We start from the raw sequence: 15,536 nt of genomic DNA, 5'->3' as shown, positions 1-15,536 counted from the left end.
CTCCAGGCGAAACCGCTGCCCCGGACAGGGCAGGATGGACCCATGAGGGAAACCCGACTCTCGGCCGCCGGCCTGCGCGACGCCATCGATCGCAGCGGCTACTATCCCGACCTGGTCGCCGACGCGGTCGAATCCGCCCTGGGCAAGGAGCAGGTGGGCGCCTACGTGGTGCACCACGAGGCCACCTTCGACCCCGCCATGGAGGTGCGCAGGCACGTCACCGTGCTGGTGCTCACCCCCAGCCGCCTGCTCGTCTGTCACACCGACGAGCACTCACCCGTCGAGGGGGTCTCGGTCTCGCACGCCTCCACGACCACGGAGGCGGTGCGCCTGAGCAGGATCCAGTCGGTCGCCGTGACCCGGGTCGTGCCCGACCCCGCCTCGTACGTGCCGGGCGTCCCGCCGACCGAGGTCACGCTCACCATCGGCTGGGGCGCCATCTCCCACGTCGACCTGGAGCCCGCCACCTGCGGCGACGAGAACTGCGAGGCGGACCACGGATACACCGGTGCCATCACGGCCGACGACCTCTCCCTGCGGGTGAGCGAGGCGGCCGACGGGCCGGAGGCCGTCTCCCACGTGCTGACCTTCGCCAAGGCCCTGTCTGAGGCAACCGCCCGCTTCGCCTCATGACCGCCCCGCTGGTCCCGGCGTACGGCACCGCCTCGCTCGCCGACCTGTCGTCCTCGCTCCTGGCCGCGCTGGGGCTGCGAACCACGAGCCCCGGGATCGCGGGGCGGGCCTCCGGCTCAGGGAGCGCGGGCCGGGCGAGCGACGGAGCGGAAACAGGAAGGGCGGAGACCGGCCTGACGGAGTTCGGCAACCCGCTGGGCCTCGAACCCGCGGGGCGCGTCCTGCTGTTCATCGTCGACGGCCTGGGCGCCGAGCTGCTGCGCGCCCATCCGGAGACGGCCCCCTTCCTGTCCGCCAGGCAGGGCAGGGTGCTCACCGCGGGTTTCCCCGCGACCACCGCCACCAGCCTGGGCACGCTGGGCACCGGCCTGCCTCCGGGCGAGCACGGCATGCTCGGCTACCAACTCGCCGTGCCCGGCGCGGGCTATCTGCTCAACTGCCTGCGCTGGACCGCCACGGGCCCGGTGGTGCCTCCCGACGAGTGGCAGCCGACTCCCACCGTCTTCGAGCGCGCGGCCGCGGCGGGGATCCCGGTGAGCTACGTCGCCCCGTCCGCGTTCGGGCCGACGGCGTTCAACCGGGCCGTCTACCGGGGAGTCGGTTTCGTCGGCGCCGACACGCTCGACGACCGGGTCGAGGGGGCGCGCGCGGCCCTGGCGGAGCCTCGTTCCCATGTGACGGTCTACTACGGTGACCTCGACGCCGCAGGACACCGTTTCGGCTGGGGCTCCCCGCAGTGGCTCGAACGGCTCGCCGTCGTCGACCGGCTGGCCGAACGCCTCGCGGACACCCTCCCGCCGGGCTCCGCCATGTACGTCACCGCCGACCACGGCATGGTCAACGTCACCGAGTCGATCGACGTGGACGACCCCGCAGGGCCGGGCGTCGCGCTGCGCGAGGGGGTCGCCCTGCTCGGCGGCGAGACCAGGGCCAGGCACGTCTACGCGGAGCGGGGCGCGGCCGGGGCCGTGCTCGACGCCTGGCGTGACGTCCTCGCGGGCAGGGCGTGGGTCGTCTCCCGGCAGGAGGCCGTCGAGTCCGGCTGGTTCGGGCCGAGCGTGCGCTCCGGATGGCTGCCCAGGATCGGAGACGTCCTCGCCGTGCCGTACACCGACTGCGCGATCGTCGCCTCGGTCGCCGAACCGGTCGAGTCGTCGTTCGTCGGCACCCACGGTTCTCTGACCGCCGCCGAGCAGCATGTTCCCTTGCTGGAGGTAAGCACCCGATGAGCCCGCTGATCACCCCGTCCGAGCTGTCCGGCCTGGCCGGGGCGACGATCCTGGACGTGCGCTGGAAGCTGGGCGGCCCGCCCGGGATCGAGTCCTACCGCGAGGCGCACGTCCCCGGCGCCGTCTTCTGCGACCTGGACGCCGACCTCGCCGCCCCCGCGGGCGCGGCGGGGCGTCACCCGCTGCCCTCGGCGGAGCGCTTCCAGGAGGCCATGCGCCGCCTGGGCGTCTCGGACTCCCGCCCCGTCGTGGTCTACGACGAGGCCGACTCGACTGCCGCCGCACGCGCCTGGTGGGCGCTGCGCCACTTCGGCCACCCCGACGTCCGGGTCCTGGACGGCGGTCTGCGCGCGTGGATCTCCGAGGATCTGCCCGTCGCCGAGGGCGACCAGGCCGCCGCGCCCGGCGACTTCGTCGCCCGTCCCGGCGGGATGCCCGTGCTCGACGCGGAGCAGGCCGCGGAGCTCGCCGGTGACGGGGTGCTCCTGGACGCTCGCGCCGCGGAGCGGTACCGGGGGGAGGTCGAGCAGGTGGACCCCGTCGCCGGGCACATCCCCGGCGCGGTCAGCGCCCCCACGGGCGAGAACGTCGATCCGGCCGGACGCTTCCACCTGCCCGACTTTCTGCGCGAGCGGTTCAACACCCTCGGAGCCGTTCCCGGTGTGCGGGTCGGCGCCTACTGCGGCTCCGGCGTGACGGCGGCCCACGAGGTGCTCGCCCTCGAGGTGGCGGGCATCCAGGCCGCGCTCTACGTCGGCTCCTGGTCCAACTGGGTGGCCGACCCGTCGCGACCCGTCGCCACCGGCTGACCTCCCGGCCGCCACCGCCGGTCCGCGAGCCGTCCGGGCCCGCCCGCCGACCGCTCCAACGGCTGGACCGGCGGATCCGCGGGCCGCGTCGGCGGGTTCAGGGGCCGGCCGCCGTACCCGAAGCAGACGAAACCGGCGACCTCCGTCTTCGCGCTCGCCGTGGCGAGCGCCTGGGCGGGGGAGCAGCCGGAGGCCAGCAGTTCGTGGAAGGCCGTCATGAGCGTCAGGGTCTCGTCGTCGCGTACGGGGACCAGGCTGGCCACCACGCACTGCGTGCCCAGCGACAGGAAGGCGCCCGCGAGACCCAGCGGAGCCCCGTCGGCGGGGGCGTGCGCCATGCCCGCCTCACACGCCGACAGCACGACCAGCCTCGGCGGCGTGCGCAGCCGAGGCAGGTCGTAGGCCATCAGCCTGCCGTCGTCGAGGTCGATGCCGGAAAGCATCGGGCTGCGCGGGCAGAACGTCCCGTGCGCCGCCAGATGCGCCACCTCGGCCCGCCGCAGCGCCGAGATCACCGCCGGGCGCGACGCCACGACCCGCTCGGCTCCCGGATGGCAGCCCGCGACCATGTCCGCCTCCGCCCCCGCGTACCGCAACCCCGGCCCCGCGACCGCCACGACCCTTCCGGTCCTCACGCCCGCGGCCCGCCGTCCGGCCAGCCAGGCGGCGGCGGCCGAGGCCACGGAGACCTGGCGGTCGGTGTTCATCGGCAGGACCGGCCACGGCAGGGTGTGCAGCGCTCCGGTCGGCACGACGACCAATGCCCTGTCGCCGACGCTGCTCCGCAGCGGAGCGAGCAGCAGCCGCTCGACCAGCGCCGCCTCCTCGGCGACGCCGGGGGCGTTCCCGTCACGCAGATGGGCTCTGCGCAGGCCGTACCTGAGCCTGACCGTGGCCTCGGCGACGGCGGCATAGGAGCCGAGACGGCGAAGCGTGACGCGTTCTGAGGTGACCGCCACGGCGACCAGCTCGTCGCCGTGGCGGGCGAACTCCACCAGGACCGTGTCACGGAGCGCCGCCCTGAGCTCGTCCACACGTGGGGCGACCGGCCGCCCCGCGCCACCCGCGACCGCCCGCCACCTCTCGGCCCAGGCCAGGAGCGTCCCGGCCCGCCCTGTCCGCAGGGCGAGGGTGAGCCCGAACCCGGCCAGCGGCTCGCCTGCCTTGACCGCGTGGGCGCGCAGCCTCGGGTCCTCGAACGCCGCCGCGCGGGCGCCGACCTCGGCCAGCCCGGCTCTGACCGCGGCGAAGGCTCCACGCCTGTCTCCCGCCAGCTCCCGCACGAGTGCCGTCGCGTGGCGGGACACCACGCCCGGGCCGCCACGGGCGAGGCGGGCGAGCTGGTCGTCCGCGCTCTCGCGCTCACCCATCTCGAGCGCGACCTCGGCGGCGGTGAGCCTGAGCGCCTCGGACACCTCCCGGTGCCCCGCGTCGTCGAGGGCGTCCGCGCAGGACAGCGTCTCGGCGAGCAGTTCCCCGCTCCACGGGCCGAGTGCCAGCCGCGCCCGCAGGAGGACCTCGGTCGCGAGCGGCACCAGGACGGCGCGTCCCTGCTCCGCGAGGCCCGCCGCGGCCCGCTCCGCGCTTCGCAGGGCGCGGTGCGGGTCGCCTGTGCGCAGTTCGGCCCTGGCGAGCAGGAGACGAGCCTCGGCCAGGGCCACCTCCGCGCCGGCGGCGGCCAGCTCGGGCACCGCCAGGTCGAGCAGCACCCGCGCCTCGCCGGGCAGGTGGGCCGAGATCAGCGCCTCGGCCAGATCGCAGCGCATCGTGGCCAGACGCTCCGGGTAGCCGAACAGGCTGCTCTCCGCGCGCCGGTAGGCGGCGAACGCGGCGGGCAGGTCCCCGCGCCGCGCGGCCAGGAAGGGCAGGTTCCCCTCGGCGAGCGCGAGCAGGTGGTCCAGGCCCGCGCTCCCGGCCAGCTCCGCGCACCGGACCAGATCGCTCTCCGCCGTGTCGAACTCCCCGAGGAAGACCCTGGCCAGCCCCCGGTTGAGCATCGCCCCCGCCAGGAACCTGGTGTCATCCTCCAGGAGACCGGCCGCGCGGTCGCAGTGGTCGACGGCCTCGGCGTAGCGGCCGAGCCTGACCAGCGCCACGGCCCGGTGCACGTCGAGCTTGGCCACCTCGACCGGGCCGAGATGGGGTTCGGCGGCCTCGGCGACGGCGAGGGCCCGCCAGGGATGGCCGAGCTCGGTGCTGACGTGGACCAGCGAGAGACGGGCCTGCGCCGCCCTGTGCCGCAGGCCCGCCGAAAGCGCGATGCTCACGGCCAGGTTCAGGTGCTCCTCGGCCAGCGGCAGATCTCCCAGCTCCCTGGCGGCCACCGCCAGCGCGCGGTGGGCGACCGTCGCCGCCTCGTCGGCACGACCCGCCGCGGTGGGACCCGTCGCTCCGATGTGCCCCGCGGCCGTCGTGAGGATGTCTGTTGTGGTTTTGGTGAGGGCCGCGGTCACCGGAGGGAGGTCTGCCGGTGCTCCGGTCTGTTCCGTGGTCGTCGTGGGGAGGTCTGTCGCGGTCGTGGTCGTCGTGGGGAGGTCTGCCGGTGCTTCGGGCTGTTCCGTGGTCGTCGTGGAGAGGTCTGTCGTGGCCTTGGCCGGATCCGCGGTCACGGAGCGCAGCACGTCGCGGGCCAGGGCCCTGGCCCGTGCGGGATCGCTGCCGGACAGGTCCAACGCCCGTTCCGCGGTGGCGACCGCGTCGTCGAAGACCACCTACGGACGGATCCTGGTCCAGCTCGTGACGACCGGGCAGTGCTCAGGCCGTCTGCACACCACGCTGAACCAGCCGGGAGGCAGTCCGGTGACGGCGAACTGGCCCGTCGCCGAGACCTCACGCGACTGGGTGAGGTGCGGCGTGCGCACCTCGACCGTCGTGCCCGTCTCGGGAAGAGGCGACACCTGCCCGGCCAGGTCCACCAGGCCGTCCACAGAGGTGATCTCCAGCTCCACCGTGAGCTCGGCGGCGGTGAAGCGCAACAGCCGCGCCTCGTCCGCGGACCGGACCCCCAGCGGGGCGGCCGTCGCCACGGGGAGGGCGGCCGAGGCGCCCGGAACCCGCAGACCGAAGACCGCCCTCGCCGCGGCCGAGACGTGCGCGGGCACGGGATCCCTGCCCGCCGCCAGGCGGAGCGCGGCGACCAGGGACTCGTCGTCGATCGCGGGGGGATGTCGGGTCACGGTTGAGCCTCCTGGGCGGTGAGCATGGTGCGTAGCCGGTTCAGGCAGCGGCCCCGGGTGGGGCCGTAACTGCCGCTGGGCATGCCCAGACGTCCGGCCAGCTGGTGGACTCCCGCGTCCGGCGCCGTCGCCATCAGCAGGAGCAGCGAGCGGCACGGCTCGTGCATCGTCTCGACGGTCCGCCACAACCGGCGGCCCTCGTCGGCGGAGAGCACGGCCAGCGCCGGATCGGGATGGACGTTTCCGGTTCGCGGAGGGCCGGAGTCGGAGTGCTCGGTGATCGCCGGGTCCCCGATGAGTCGTTCGCCCCGGTTGCGCCTGCTCAGAAGGGAGGCCTCGCGCCTGGCCGTGGTGAGCAGCCACGCCCCGATCCGCTCCGGATCACGGATGGTGTGCAGGTTCTCGACCAGCCGCAGCCATGTCCCCTGCACCGCGTCGGCCGCGTCCGCCGCGCTCAGGCCGTAGGCGCGAACAGCCGACCAGAGCCTGCCGGAGAAGCGGGTGACCAGCGCGTCCCACGCCGCCTGGTCGCCTGCCAGTGCGGCGTCGATCGTGTGCTGGTCACTCACCGGCGCCTCCGAGGCCACGTCGAACACTCTGGGTGTTCATGCGAAGACTTTGGGTGAGACTTTACCTTGGCGTGGGCACGACAACCCCCAGATCGGGAATTTGCCGGGTCCGCAACGGATCGAGGACGTGCGCCGCGGCCTCCTTCGAGGTCCGCTCGACGGTCGCCGCCGCGATCGCCCCGCTGACCACGGCCGCGGCGAAGGAGGTCCCGCTCCACCGGGCGTATCCCTGAAAGGCCCCGTGGCGCAGGAAGGCGCTCGTCAGCCATTCGCCCCTGGCGCAGGCGTTCACCCACGGGCCGTGCGCGGAGAACGGCGCCCTGGCCGCCTCGGTCGTGTCCAGCGCGCCCACGGCGACCACCTCGGGCAGCGCGGCGGGCCAGAACGGGCGCGTCGAGGCCGTGTTGCCCGCGCAGGCCACCACGACCGTGCCCGCCAGCCCGGCCAGCGAGGCCTCGACCAGCGGGGAGGGGCGGTCGTCGAAGGTGTGCCCGCCGAAGGAGAGGTTGAGCACGTCCGGTGGGTCGTTCCTGAGCCTGCCCAGCACGCGCAGCAACCCCGCCTCGTCCCCGAGGCCGTGGCCGTCCAGCACCCGCAGCGGGCGCACCTGTGCCTCCGGGGCCGATCGCAGGACCAGTCCGGTGACGAACGTCCCGTGCCCGGCCTGGGGGTCCATCAGGCCGTCGCCGTCCGAGTCGGGCAGGTCGGCCGCCTCGTGCCGTCGCTCCTCGAACCAGGGACGCTCGTGCCACCAGGGGTGCGCGGCCAGGCCGGTGTCCGCGACCGCCACGGACGCCGTGCTCCCGCCGGACCCGGCGGCCCGCGGGGCGGGGACGGGGTCGGCGGGGAAGGGGCGGGAGGCGGGGCCCCCGAAGAAGAGGGGCTGACCCACCAGGACGTGGTTGGGGGAGGCGGTGTGACCCTGGGCACGCATCGTGGTCACCAGGTCGCAGACGTCGACCCCCGGAGAGAGCCGCACGCGGAAGATCCCGTCCGCCTCGGCCACGGCGATGGTCCATCTGGCGGCGGCCGCGGCCCCTGAGGCGTCGGTGAGCAGCTGGCCGGGCCTGATCAGCGCCTGCGCTCCCGCGCCGGGCCCCACCTGTTCGATATCGGCGTCCATCCGGCACTCCAGGGGTTGATCACCAGGTCGATGGGTGTTTTCCTTTCAGAGGATGCCGTAGTCGTGCCCTCGCGTCGCAACATCTCGGTATGACCCCCCACTGGTGCGGCGTCACAACCGACGGTAGTCTCTCCTTCAGTCACTTGTGATCATCCTGGCGAGGCCGTTGGGGAAGGCGCACCTCGTACGAAACGGGAGGTCCGGTGTCTGCTCGTGGCGTGCTTTACGTCCACTCAGCTCAGCCTGCGCTGTGCCCTCATATTGAATGGGCGGTCGCAGGTGTCCTTGGCGTGCCCGTAGACCTGACCTGGACTCCACAGCCCGCCGCGCCCGGTCACGTGCGCGCACAGGCCGAGTGGGAGGCCCGGCAGGGGACCGCGGCGGCCATCACCTCGTCGTTGATGGGCTGGCAGCGGATCCGCTTCGAGATCACGGAGGACGCCTCACCGGGCGCCGACGGATCACGCCACGCCTACACCCCGTCGCTCGGCGCGTTCACGGCGGTGATCGGGGCCACGGGAGACATCCTCATCCCCGAGGACCGGCTGCGCTCGGCCATGCTGATGGCGCGACAGGGCAGGGTGGTGCTCGAGGAGGAGCTGGACCGCATGCTCGGCAAGCAGTGGGACGCCGAGCTCGAGTCCTTCCGCTACGCGGGCGAGGGCGCCCCGGTCCGCTGGCTGCACGCCGCCGTGTGACGAGGCGCGCGACCGCCGTGTGACGAGGCGCGCGCGTCACCGGGCACGGCGGAGCACGCGGACCGCGGACGGTCGCGGCGGAGCCCCTGACAGAGGGCGGCGACTACGCTGAGTGACGTCGCCGCGCCCTTACGGCCTGCGCCGGCGCTGAGGCGCCGACGCTGAGAAGCCGTCGCCGAAAGTGAGGGAACCGCCGGCGTCCACCGCCCGCACGTCGCTCACCCGCGCCGAACAGGTCCGTGCCGCCACTCGCCGCGCCGGCGCTCTGGAAGGCGAGCTCGATGGAGTGCGGTCAACGCGTCGGGGCCCGGGCGGGCCGGCCGCCGCGTCGGCGTCGTGGTTGTGAGGGCGAGTCCAGCGGGCCTGCCGAAGGGGTGGCGAAGCACGACGCCCCCGTACGGCGGACCGTACGGGGGCGTCATGAAGAGGTGCGGCGGCGTCAGAGCGGGATGTTGCCGTGGGCGCCGCGGGCCGGGGTCGCCTGGGCCAGGACCTTGGCGATCGCTCCGCGGGTCTCCTCGGGCTTGATGACCTCGTCGACCACGCCGAGCTCGACGGCTCGCTGGAGCCCGCCCGCGAGGACCTCGTGCTCCTCGGCGAGCTTGGCCTCCAGGGCCGCGCGCTCGTCCTCCGGCGCGGCGGCCAGCTCACGGCGCTTGAGGATGCGCACCGCGGCGACCGCGCCCATGACCGCGATCTGGGTGGTCGGCCAGCCGAAGACCTTGGTCGCGCCCAGCGAGCGGGAGTTCATCGCGATGTAGGCGCCGCCGTACGCCTTGCGGGTCACCAGGGTGATCCGCGGCACGGAGGCCTCGGCGAAGGCGTGCAGGAGCTTGGCGCCGCGGCGGACCACGCCGTCGTGCTCCTGGCCGACACCCGGAAGGTAGCCGGGGACGTCGACCAGCACGACCAGCGGCACTCCGAAGGCATCGCACATGCGGACGAACCGTGCGGCCTTCTCCGCGGAGGCGGAGTCGAGGCAGCCGCCGAGGCGCATCGGGTTGTTGGCGATCACGCCGACGGTCCGGCCGCCGAGACGGCCGAGGGTGGTGACGATGTTGGGAGCCCACTTGGCGTGCAGCTCGACGCCGGGCTCGTCGAGCAGCCCCTTGACCAGAGGCTTCACGTCGTAGGCGCGGCGGACGTTCTCGGGGAGCAGGTCGGAGAAGTCGACCTCCTCCACCTCGGTGCGGACCCGGCCCTGGTGGCCGAGAAGCACGGCCAGGCGCCGGGCCTGGACATATGCGTCGGTCTCCGTCTTGGTGACCACGTGGACCACGCCGCTGCGCTTGCTGTGCGGCTCGGGCCCGCCGAGGGCGGCCATGTCGATCTGCTCGCCGGTGACGCTGCGGACCACGTCGGGGCCGGTGACGAAGATGCGGCCCTCGTCGGCAAGGATCACGATGTCGGTCAGCGCGGGGCCGTAGGCGGCGCCGCCGGCGGCGGGGCCGACCACGACGGACAGCTGCGGGATCACGCCGGAGGCGCGGGTCATCGCGGCGAAGACGCGGCCGACCGCGTGCAGCGACTCCACGCCCTCGGCGAGCCTGGCGCCGCCGGAGTGCCACACGCCGATGACCGGGACCCGCTCGCGGACCGCGACGTCGTAGGCGTGCACGATGTGCTCGCAGCCCTCGCTGCCCATGGCGCCGCCCTGGACGCGGGCGTCGCTGACGAACGCCACGACCGGCACGCCCTCGACGCGGCCCATCGCGGACAGCACGCCGCTGCGGTCCACGGGAAAGATCAGCCGGACCGAGCCCTCGTCGAGCAGGGCCGCGAGGCGCACCTGAGGATCACGGGGATCCGCAGCCTCCTTTTCGGAGGCGTCGGTCACCACCCTGTTGTCGAGCACAGTCATCACGGGCTCCCTGTCAGATGCTGGTGAAGGCCACGGCGACGTCGTGTCCGCCGAACCCGAAGGAGTTGTTGATCGCGGCGATCTGGCCGTCGGGCAGCGCACGCGGCTTGTCGCGCACGATCTCCACCGCGACGCCCTCGTCGAGCTCGTCGATGTTGATCGTGGCGGGTGCGATCCGCTCGTGCAGCGCGAGGATGGTGAAGACCGACTCGATGCCGCCGGCGCCGCCGAGCAGGTGGCCGGTCATCGACTTGGTGCTGGTGACCAGCGGGTGGTCGCCGACGACCTCGTTGATCGCGATCGTCTCGACCACGTCACCCGCGGGCGTCGAGGTGGAGTGCGCGTTGACGTGCTTGATGTCGGCGCCGGTGAGACCGGAGTTCTCGAGGGCGCGACGCATGGCCAGGATGACCCCGGCGCCGGTCGGCTCCGGCTGGGCGATGTGGTGGGCGTCCGCCGAGTAGCCGACGCCGGCCGCCACCGCGTAGATCTTCGCGCCGCGGGCGAGGGCGTGCTCCTCGGACTCCAGCACCACGATGCCCGCGCCCTCGCCGAGCACGAACCCGTCGCGGTTCTTGTCCCAGGGCCGCGAGGCGAGGTGGGGCGCGTCGTTCCTGGTGGACATCGCGCGCATGGCGGCGAACGAGCCGATGTTCAGCGGGTGGATGGCCGCCTCGGTGCCGCCGGCGACGACCACGTCGGCCCGGCCGGAGCGGATCATCTCGATGCCGTAGCCGATCGACTCGGCCCCGGTGGCGCAGGCGCTCACGGTGGCGTGTACGCCGGCGCGGGCGCCGACCTCGATGCCGATCCAGCCCGCGGCGCCGTTGGGCATCAGCATCGGCACGGTGAACGGAGAGAGCCGCTGCCAGCCCTTCTCCTTGAAGGTGTCGTAGGCGGCCAGGATCGTGGTGATGCCGCCGATGCCGCTGCCGACGACCACGCCGAGGCGCTCGGGGTCGACCTTCTCGATCGCGGCGTGGGCCCAGGCCTCACGGGCGGCGACCAGCGCGAACTGCTCGGCCCGGTCCAGCCGCCGTGCTTCCGGCCGGGGCAGCACCTCGGTCGGGTTCACGGCGGCTACGGCTGCGAACTTCACCGGCACTGAGTCGACCCAGTCCTCGGTGAGGTTGCGGACCCCGGACTGACCGGCGAGGAGCGCCGACCAGGTCGAGGCGACGTCTCCACCGAGGGGCGTCGTCGCGCCGAGCCCGGTGACGACGACACGTACCTGGTCTGTGTTCACGTTCTGCGCTCCTTGTGAATCGCGGGTCAAAACCGGTTGGTACCCAGATGCCTTTTCAGTTCTGGATGAAGTTGATGACGTCCTTGACGGTCTTGAGGTGCTTGAGCTGCTCGTCGGGAATCTCCACGCCGAACTCGTCCTGGGCGGCGACGGCGATCTCGACCATGGACAGCGAGTCGATGTCGAGGTCGTCCACGAAGCTCTTCTCCGGGCTGACCTCGGAGGCCGGGATCCCGGTGATCTCGTTGATGATCTTGCCGATACCCGCGAGGATCTCCTGCTCGGTCAGGGCCATGTCGAGTGTTCTCCTTGGATTGGGTGGTGATTTCGGTGTTCTTCAGGTTTGTACGGCGGAGCCGTACAAGTTCTAGGGGATCTCGATGACCTGACCGGCGTAGGTCAGGCCCGCGCCGAAGCCCAGCAGCAGGGCGAGTCCGCCCGACTGGACCTCACCGCGTTCGATCATCCGGGACAGGGCCAGCGGGACCGAGGCCGCGGAGGTGTTGCCCGCAAGCACGATGTCCTTGGCGATGACGGCGTTCTCCGCGCCGATCTTGCGGGCGATGGCCTCGATGATGCGCAGGTTGGCCTGGTGGGGCACGAAGGCCGCGAGGTCGGCGGGGTCGACCCCGGCGCGCTCGCAGATCTCCCTGGCCACCGGGTGAAGCGTCGTGGTGGCCCAGCGGAACACCGTCTGGCCCTCCTGGCTCAGGAAGGAGTCGCGATCCTTGATCATGATCGCCTCGGACTTGTCGCCCGCGCTGCCCCACACGACCGGGCCGATCCCCGGGGTGTCCGACGGGCCGACGACCGCCGCGCCCGCGCCGTCGGCGAAGATCACGGCAGTGGCCCTGTCGGTCCAGTCGATCCACTGGGAGAGCTTCTCGGTGCCGACGACCAGCACGTGGGTGGCGGAACCGGCGCGGACGGCGTCGTTGGCGACCGCCAGGGCGTAGCAGAAGCCCGAGCAGGCGGTGTTCACGTCGAACGCGCCCGGGGCGTCGATGCCGAGGCGGGTCGCGACCCTGGCGGCGGCGTTGGGGATCTGGGTCTCGAGCGTGCAGGTGGCGACGATCACCAGGTCGATGTCGGAGACCGCCAGGCCGCTGGCGGCGACGGCCTTGCCGCCCGCCTGCACGGCCAGGTCGATCTCGGACTCGGTGGCAGGGGCGATCCGGCGTTCCTTGATGCCGACCCGGCTCTGGATCCACTCGTCGTTGGTCTCCATGGTGGCCGAAAGGTCGTCGTTGGTGACCACGTTGGACGGCTGGTAGTGGCCGAAGGCCAGGATCCTCGCGCCGGGAGCGCCCTGCTGCACCTTCACTTGAGCGCCTCCCGCGCAGTGTCCAGATCGTCGGGGGTCTTCAGCGCGACGGTCTTCACCCCGCGCAGCGCGCGCTTGGCGAGACCGGTCAGCGTGCCTCCCGGCGTGAGCTCGATCATCGTGGTGACCCCCAGGTCGGCCATCGTCGCCATGCAGGCGTCCCAGCGGACCGGGTTGGCGACCTGGTTGACCAGGCGGTCGACGAATTCGGCGCCGCCCGCGACCGCCGCGCCGTCGGCGTTGGACAGCAGCGTGACGGACGGGTCGGCGGGCGTGACGGCGGAGGCGGCCTCGCGCAGCCGGTCGACCGCGGGAGCCATGTGCACCGTGTGGAAGGCGCCCGCGACCGACAGCGCGATCAGCCTGGCCCGCGCGGGAGGAGCCGCCTTGAACTCCTCCAGCTGCGCCAGGGTGCCGCCGGCCACGATCTGTCCCGCGCCGTTGATGTTGGCGGGGGTGAGACCGTGCTTCTCGATGGTGGCGAGCACTTCCTCCTCGTCGCCGCCGAGGACGACGAGCATGCCGGTCTCCGTGACCGCGGCGGCCTCGGCCATGGCCAGGCCGCGCTCCCGCACGAGGGTCAGAGCCTGCTCCGGGGTCAGCACCCCGGCCAGGGCGGCGGCGGTCAGCTCGCCGACGCTGTGCCCGGCGACGACGTCGGGGGAGGCCCCGAGGGCCTCGGCGACGGCGAGGCCCGCGGCCACGAGCAGGGGCTGTGCCACCGCCGTGTCACGGATCTCGTCCGCGTCCGCGGTCGTTCCGTAGGCGACGAGGTCGAGGCCGACCAGGTCGGACCACGCGGACAGGCGGTCCGCCAGACCCGGCAACTCTAGCCACGGGGTCAGGAAACCTGGAGTCTGGGCGCCTTGGCCCGGCGCGACGAGTACGAGCACGAAATCCAGCCTGCCCTGTAGGAGTTCACTACACGGCTGGGGATCCTGACGAACTTTGTGCTCAGTATCTTGTAGGTGTCCTACAACGTGGGTTTCGCGGAGGTTAAGGGGGAGCGGCTACGTCGCGACCGTCTCGGAGAGGCGGCCGAGAATGAGCCCCACCTGCAGGGTGAAGGCCGAACGGCCCTCGGTCGGCTGGTAGCCGGTCAGTTCGGTGATCTTGCGCAGACGGTACCGGACCGTGTTCGGGTGCACGAACAGCAACCGTGCCGTGGCCTCGAGGGACGTGCCCTGTTCCAGGTAGGTCGCGAGGGTGTCGAGGAGCGGCGTGCCCGTCAGCGGGACGTAGACGTTCTCGATCAGCTGGTTCCTGGCGTCGGTGTCGCCGTCGATGGCCCTCTCCGCGAGAAGGTCCTCCGCGTGGACGGGTCTGGGGGCGTCAGGCCAGCCCGCGGCGGCCCGCAGTCCGGCTATCGCCGCGCGCGCCGAGCTCGCCGCCGCCTGGAGGTCGTTCACCTCGGGGCCGATCACGATGGGGCCGGGGCCGAAGCGCGGCACCACGTGCTTGGCCGCGGCGCCGACGCTGTCCGCGCCGCCCACGATCACGATCAGCCGCCCGCCCTGGACCCCGGCGAGCATGTCGAGCCCGGACCTGCGGCCCCGGTCGCGCAGCCCGTCGATCACCGCCTGCGGGTCGTCGTCGGGCGTCTGCCCCGCGAGCACCACGATGGGGGAGGAGGTCCAGCCGAGCGCGGCGGCCCACGAGTGCAGGCCGTCGTCGACCTCGCCCCTGACCAGCGCGTCCACGATCAGCGCCTCCAGACGCGCGTCCCACGCGCCGCGGGCCTCCGCCTCCCGCGCGTAGACCTGGGCGGCGGCGAAGGCGACGTCGCGGGTGTAGCGGAGCATCGCCTGCTGGAGCTGGTCCTCCCCGCCGGGCGCGGCCAGCTCCCCGGTCTGCGCCTCGACGACCTCGACCACGATCCGCACGATGTCCACGGTCTGCTGCAGCGAGATGGACCGCTTCAGCTCCCTGGGGGCGGTGCCGAAGAACTCGATGCTGGGAGTCGGACGACCCTCTCCCGCGTGCTGGAACCACTCGACGAACGCGGCGATTCCGGCCTGGGCCACCAGCCCGACCCAGGACCTGTCCTCGGCGGACAGGGCGCGGAACCACATCAGCCGGTCGTCCATCCGGGCCATGGCGGCCGTCCCCAGCGCGCCCATGGCCCGTTCGAGCCTGCGCGTGGTGTCCTGCCGCACCCGGTCGGAGTCGATGCTCCGTTCCCCGGCCTCGACCGCGACGTCACCGTGTCTGCTCGCTCGCTCGCTCCGCTCCCTCACGTCACTAAGAGTGCCAGGTCGCGTGAGATGCGACAGCCGTCGCCCGCCACGGGGAGACGTCGCGGGCCCTCGCGGCGGACGGGCCACGACGAGGTCCGGCGAGGTCCGGTGGGGTCGGACCGGGGCAGAGGGGGCGCCGTGGGCGCCCCGGCTCAGATGACGGCGACCGCGGTGATCAGGCCGATGACCACGTGGGTGACCGCCAGCAGCCGCGTGCCCGGCTGGAGGTCGGTCTCCTTGACCAGCTCGCGGACCGAGATCCCCGCGACCCTGTCGAAGACGATCATCGCCACCGTCTGCACGGCGATGCCGGCCAGGCCGAAGACGAGGGTCGCCAGCAGGCCCTCGTGCAGCGCCCCGCCGGAGGACCAGATGGAGGCCGCGACGATCAGTCCGACGGCGGCCAGGCCTGAGCCGGTGAGCATCGTGGCGTTCGGGTTGCGGTCGACCTTGATCAGCTTGCTGAGTTTGCCCGGGATGGCCAGGTCGATCACGTAGAAGCCGATGATCAGCAGGATCACGCCGAGCGCGGCGTACGCGGCGATGGCCAGGGCGCCGCGGCCGAGGGTCTCCGCGAGTGAGACCGTGTCGGCGATCACGAGCGACTGGGGAGTGGGGGTCATGGCTGCTC

General features: G+C 72.9%; 15 protein-coding genes. 4 read left to right on the top strand and 11 right to left on the bottom strand.

What is annotated here, in order from left to right:
• Positions 1-42 precede the first annotated feature (42 nt).
• From PKF00_RS26680 to PKF00_RS26670, 3 genes are read left to right on the top strand one after another with little or no spacing between them, the layout of a single operon-like run.
• Positions 43-633 (top strand): DUF5998 family protein, encoded by a 591-nt coding sequence (locus PKF00_RS26680; protein ID WP_271220383.1) that lies wholly within the window; start codon positions 43-45, stop codon positions 631-633.
• A complete protein-coding gene (locus PKF00_RS26675; RefSeq protein ID WP_271220382.1) occupies positions 630-1,862 on the top strand; it encodes an alkaline phosphatase family protein in 1,233 nt (410 codons plus the stop codon). Before PKF00_RS26680 ends, PKF00_RS26675 begins: the two co-directional genes overlap by 4 nt.
• Positions 1,859-2,671 carry a sulfurtransferase gene (locus PKF00_RS26670; RefSeq protein ID WP_271220381.1) on the top strand — a complete coding sequence of 271 codons (813 nt, stop codon included), beginning with the start codon at positions 1,859-1,861 and terminating at the stop codon, positions 2,669-2,671. Before PKF00_RS26675 ends, PKF00_RS26670 begins: the two co-directional genes overlap by 4 nt.
• On the opposite strand, the gene PKF00_RS26665 is transcribed toward PKF00_RS26670, so the two are convergent.
• The 4 genes from PKF00_RS26665 to PKF00_RS26650 all read right to left on the bottom strand — a co-directional run bounded on the left by PKF00_RS26665 (position 2,611) and on the right by PKF00_RS26650 (position 7,539).
• Positions 2,611-5,382 carry a CHAT domain-containing protein gene (locus PKF00_RS26665; protein ID WP_271220380.1) on the bottom strand — a complete coding sequence of 924 codons (2,772 nt, stop codon included), beginning with the start codon at positions 5,380-5,382 and terminating at the stop codon, positions 2,611-2,613. The two genes, PKF00_RS26670 and PKF00_RS26665, sit on opposite strands and share 61 nt — an antisense overlap.
• Positions 5,383-5,847, bottom strand: coding sequence for a hypothetical protein (locus tag PKF00_RS26660; RefSeq protein WP_271220379.1), 465 nt, complete (start codon positions 5,845-5,847; stop codon positions 5,383-5,385). It lies immediately after the preceding gene.
• A complete protein-coding gene (locus PKF00_RS26655) occupies positions 5,844-6,416 on the bottom strand; it encodes an RNA polymerase sigma factor (protein ID WP_271220378.1) in 573 nt (190 codons plus the stop codon). The genes PKF00_RS26660 and PKF00_RS26655 overlap by 4 nt, the downstream gene beginning before the upstream one ends.
• 61 nt (positions 6,417-6,477) lie before the next feature.
• Entirely contained in the window at positions 6,478-7,539 is a 1,062-nt protein-coding gene (locus tag PKF00_RS26650; protein WP_271220377.1) for a S8 family peptidase, read from the bottom strand.
• A 203-nt stretch (positions 7,540-7,742) separates the two neighbouring features.
• Here PKF00_RS26650 and PKF00_RS26645 point away from each other — a divergent pair, with 203 nt between their 5' ends.
• Positions 7,743-8,237 (top strand): DUF3145 domain-containing protein, encoded by a 495-nt coding sequence (locus PKF00_RS26645; RefSeq protein ID WP_271220376.1) that lies wholly within the window; start codon positions 7,743-7,745, stop codon positions 8,235-8,237.
• Positions 8,238-8,676: 439 nt separating this feature from the next.
• On the opposite strand, the gene PKF00_RS26640 is transcribed toward PKF00_RS26645, so the two are convergent.
• From PKF00_RS26640 to PKF00_RS26610, 7 genes are all read right to left on the bottom strand, one after another.
• Positions 8,677-10,098, bottom strand: coding sequence for an acyl-CoA carboxylase subunit beta (locus PKF00_RS26640; RefSeq protein WP_271220375.1), 1,422 nt, complete (start codon positions 10,096-10,098; stop codon positions 8,677-8,679).
• 13 nt (positions 10,099-10,111) lie between these two features.
• On the bottom strand, positions 10,112-11,344 hold the full coding sequence (gene fabF, locus PKF00_RS26635; protein ID WP_271220374.1) for a beta-ketoacyl-ACP synthase II: 1,233 nt from the start codon (positions 11,342-11,344) through the stop codon (positions 10,112-10,114).
• Positions 11,345-11,399: 55 nt separating this feature from the next.
• The gene (locus PKF00_RS26630) at positions 11,400-11,639 is read right to left on the bottom strand and encodes an acyl carrier protein (protein WP_271220373.1); all 240 of its coding nucleotides are present in this window, start codon (positions 11,637-11,639) and stop codon (positions 11,400-11,402) included.
• 72 nt (positions 11,640-11,711) lie between these two features.
• Positions 11,712-12,668: a beta-ketoacyl-ACP synthase III gene (locus tag PKF00_RS26625; RefSeq protein WP_271220372.1), complete on the bottom strand. Its 957-nt coding sequence runs from the start codon at positions 12,666-12,668 to the stop codon at positions 11,712-11,714.
• Positions 12,665-13,561, bottom strand: a complete 897-nt coding sequence (locus tag PKF00_RS26620) for an ACP S-malonyltransferase (RefSeq protein ID WP_271220371.1) — start codon at positions 13,559-13,561, stop codon at positions 12,665-12,667. Before PKF00_RS26620 ends, PKF00_RS26625 begins: the two co-directional genes overlap by 4 nt.
• Before the next feature lie 117 nt (positions 13,562-13,678).
• Positions 13,679-14,788 carry a PucR family transcriptional regulator gene (locus tag PKF00_RS26615; protein ID WP_271220508.1) on the bottom strand — a complete coding sequence of 370 codons (1,110 nt, stop codon included), beginning with the start codon at positions 14,786-14,788 and terminating at the stop codon, positions 13,679-13,681.
• 269 nt (positions 14,789-15,057) lie between these two features.
• Positions 15,058-15,528: a DUF350 domain-containing protein gene (locus PKF00_RS26610; RefSeq protein WP_271220370.1), complete on the bottom strand. Its 471-nt coding sequence runs from the start codon at positions 15,526-15,528 to the stop codon at positions 15,058-15,060.
• Positions 15,529-15,536: the final 8 nt, after the last annotated feature.

It is taken from the genome of Streptosporangium carneum, assembly GCF_027922005.1.
Taxonomy (GTDB): domain Bacteria; phylum Actinomycetota; class Actinomycetes; order Streptosporangiales; family Streptosporangiaceae; genus Streptosporangium; species Streptosporangium carneum.
Note: the sequence above shows the minus strand (reverse complement) of the source record. Positions and strands in the feature narration are given on the sequence as shown.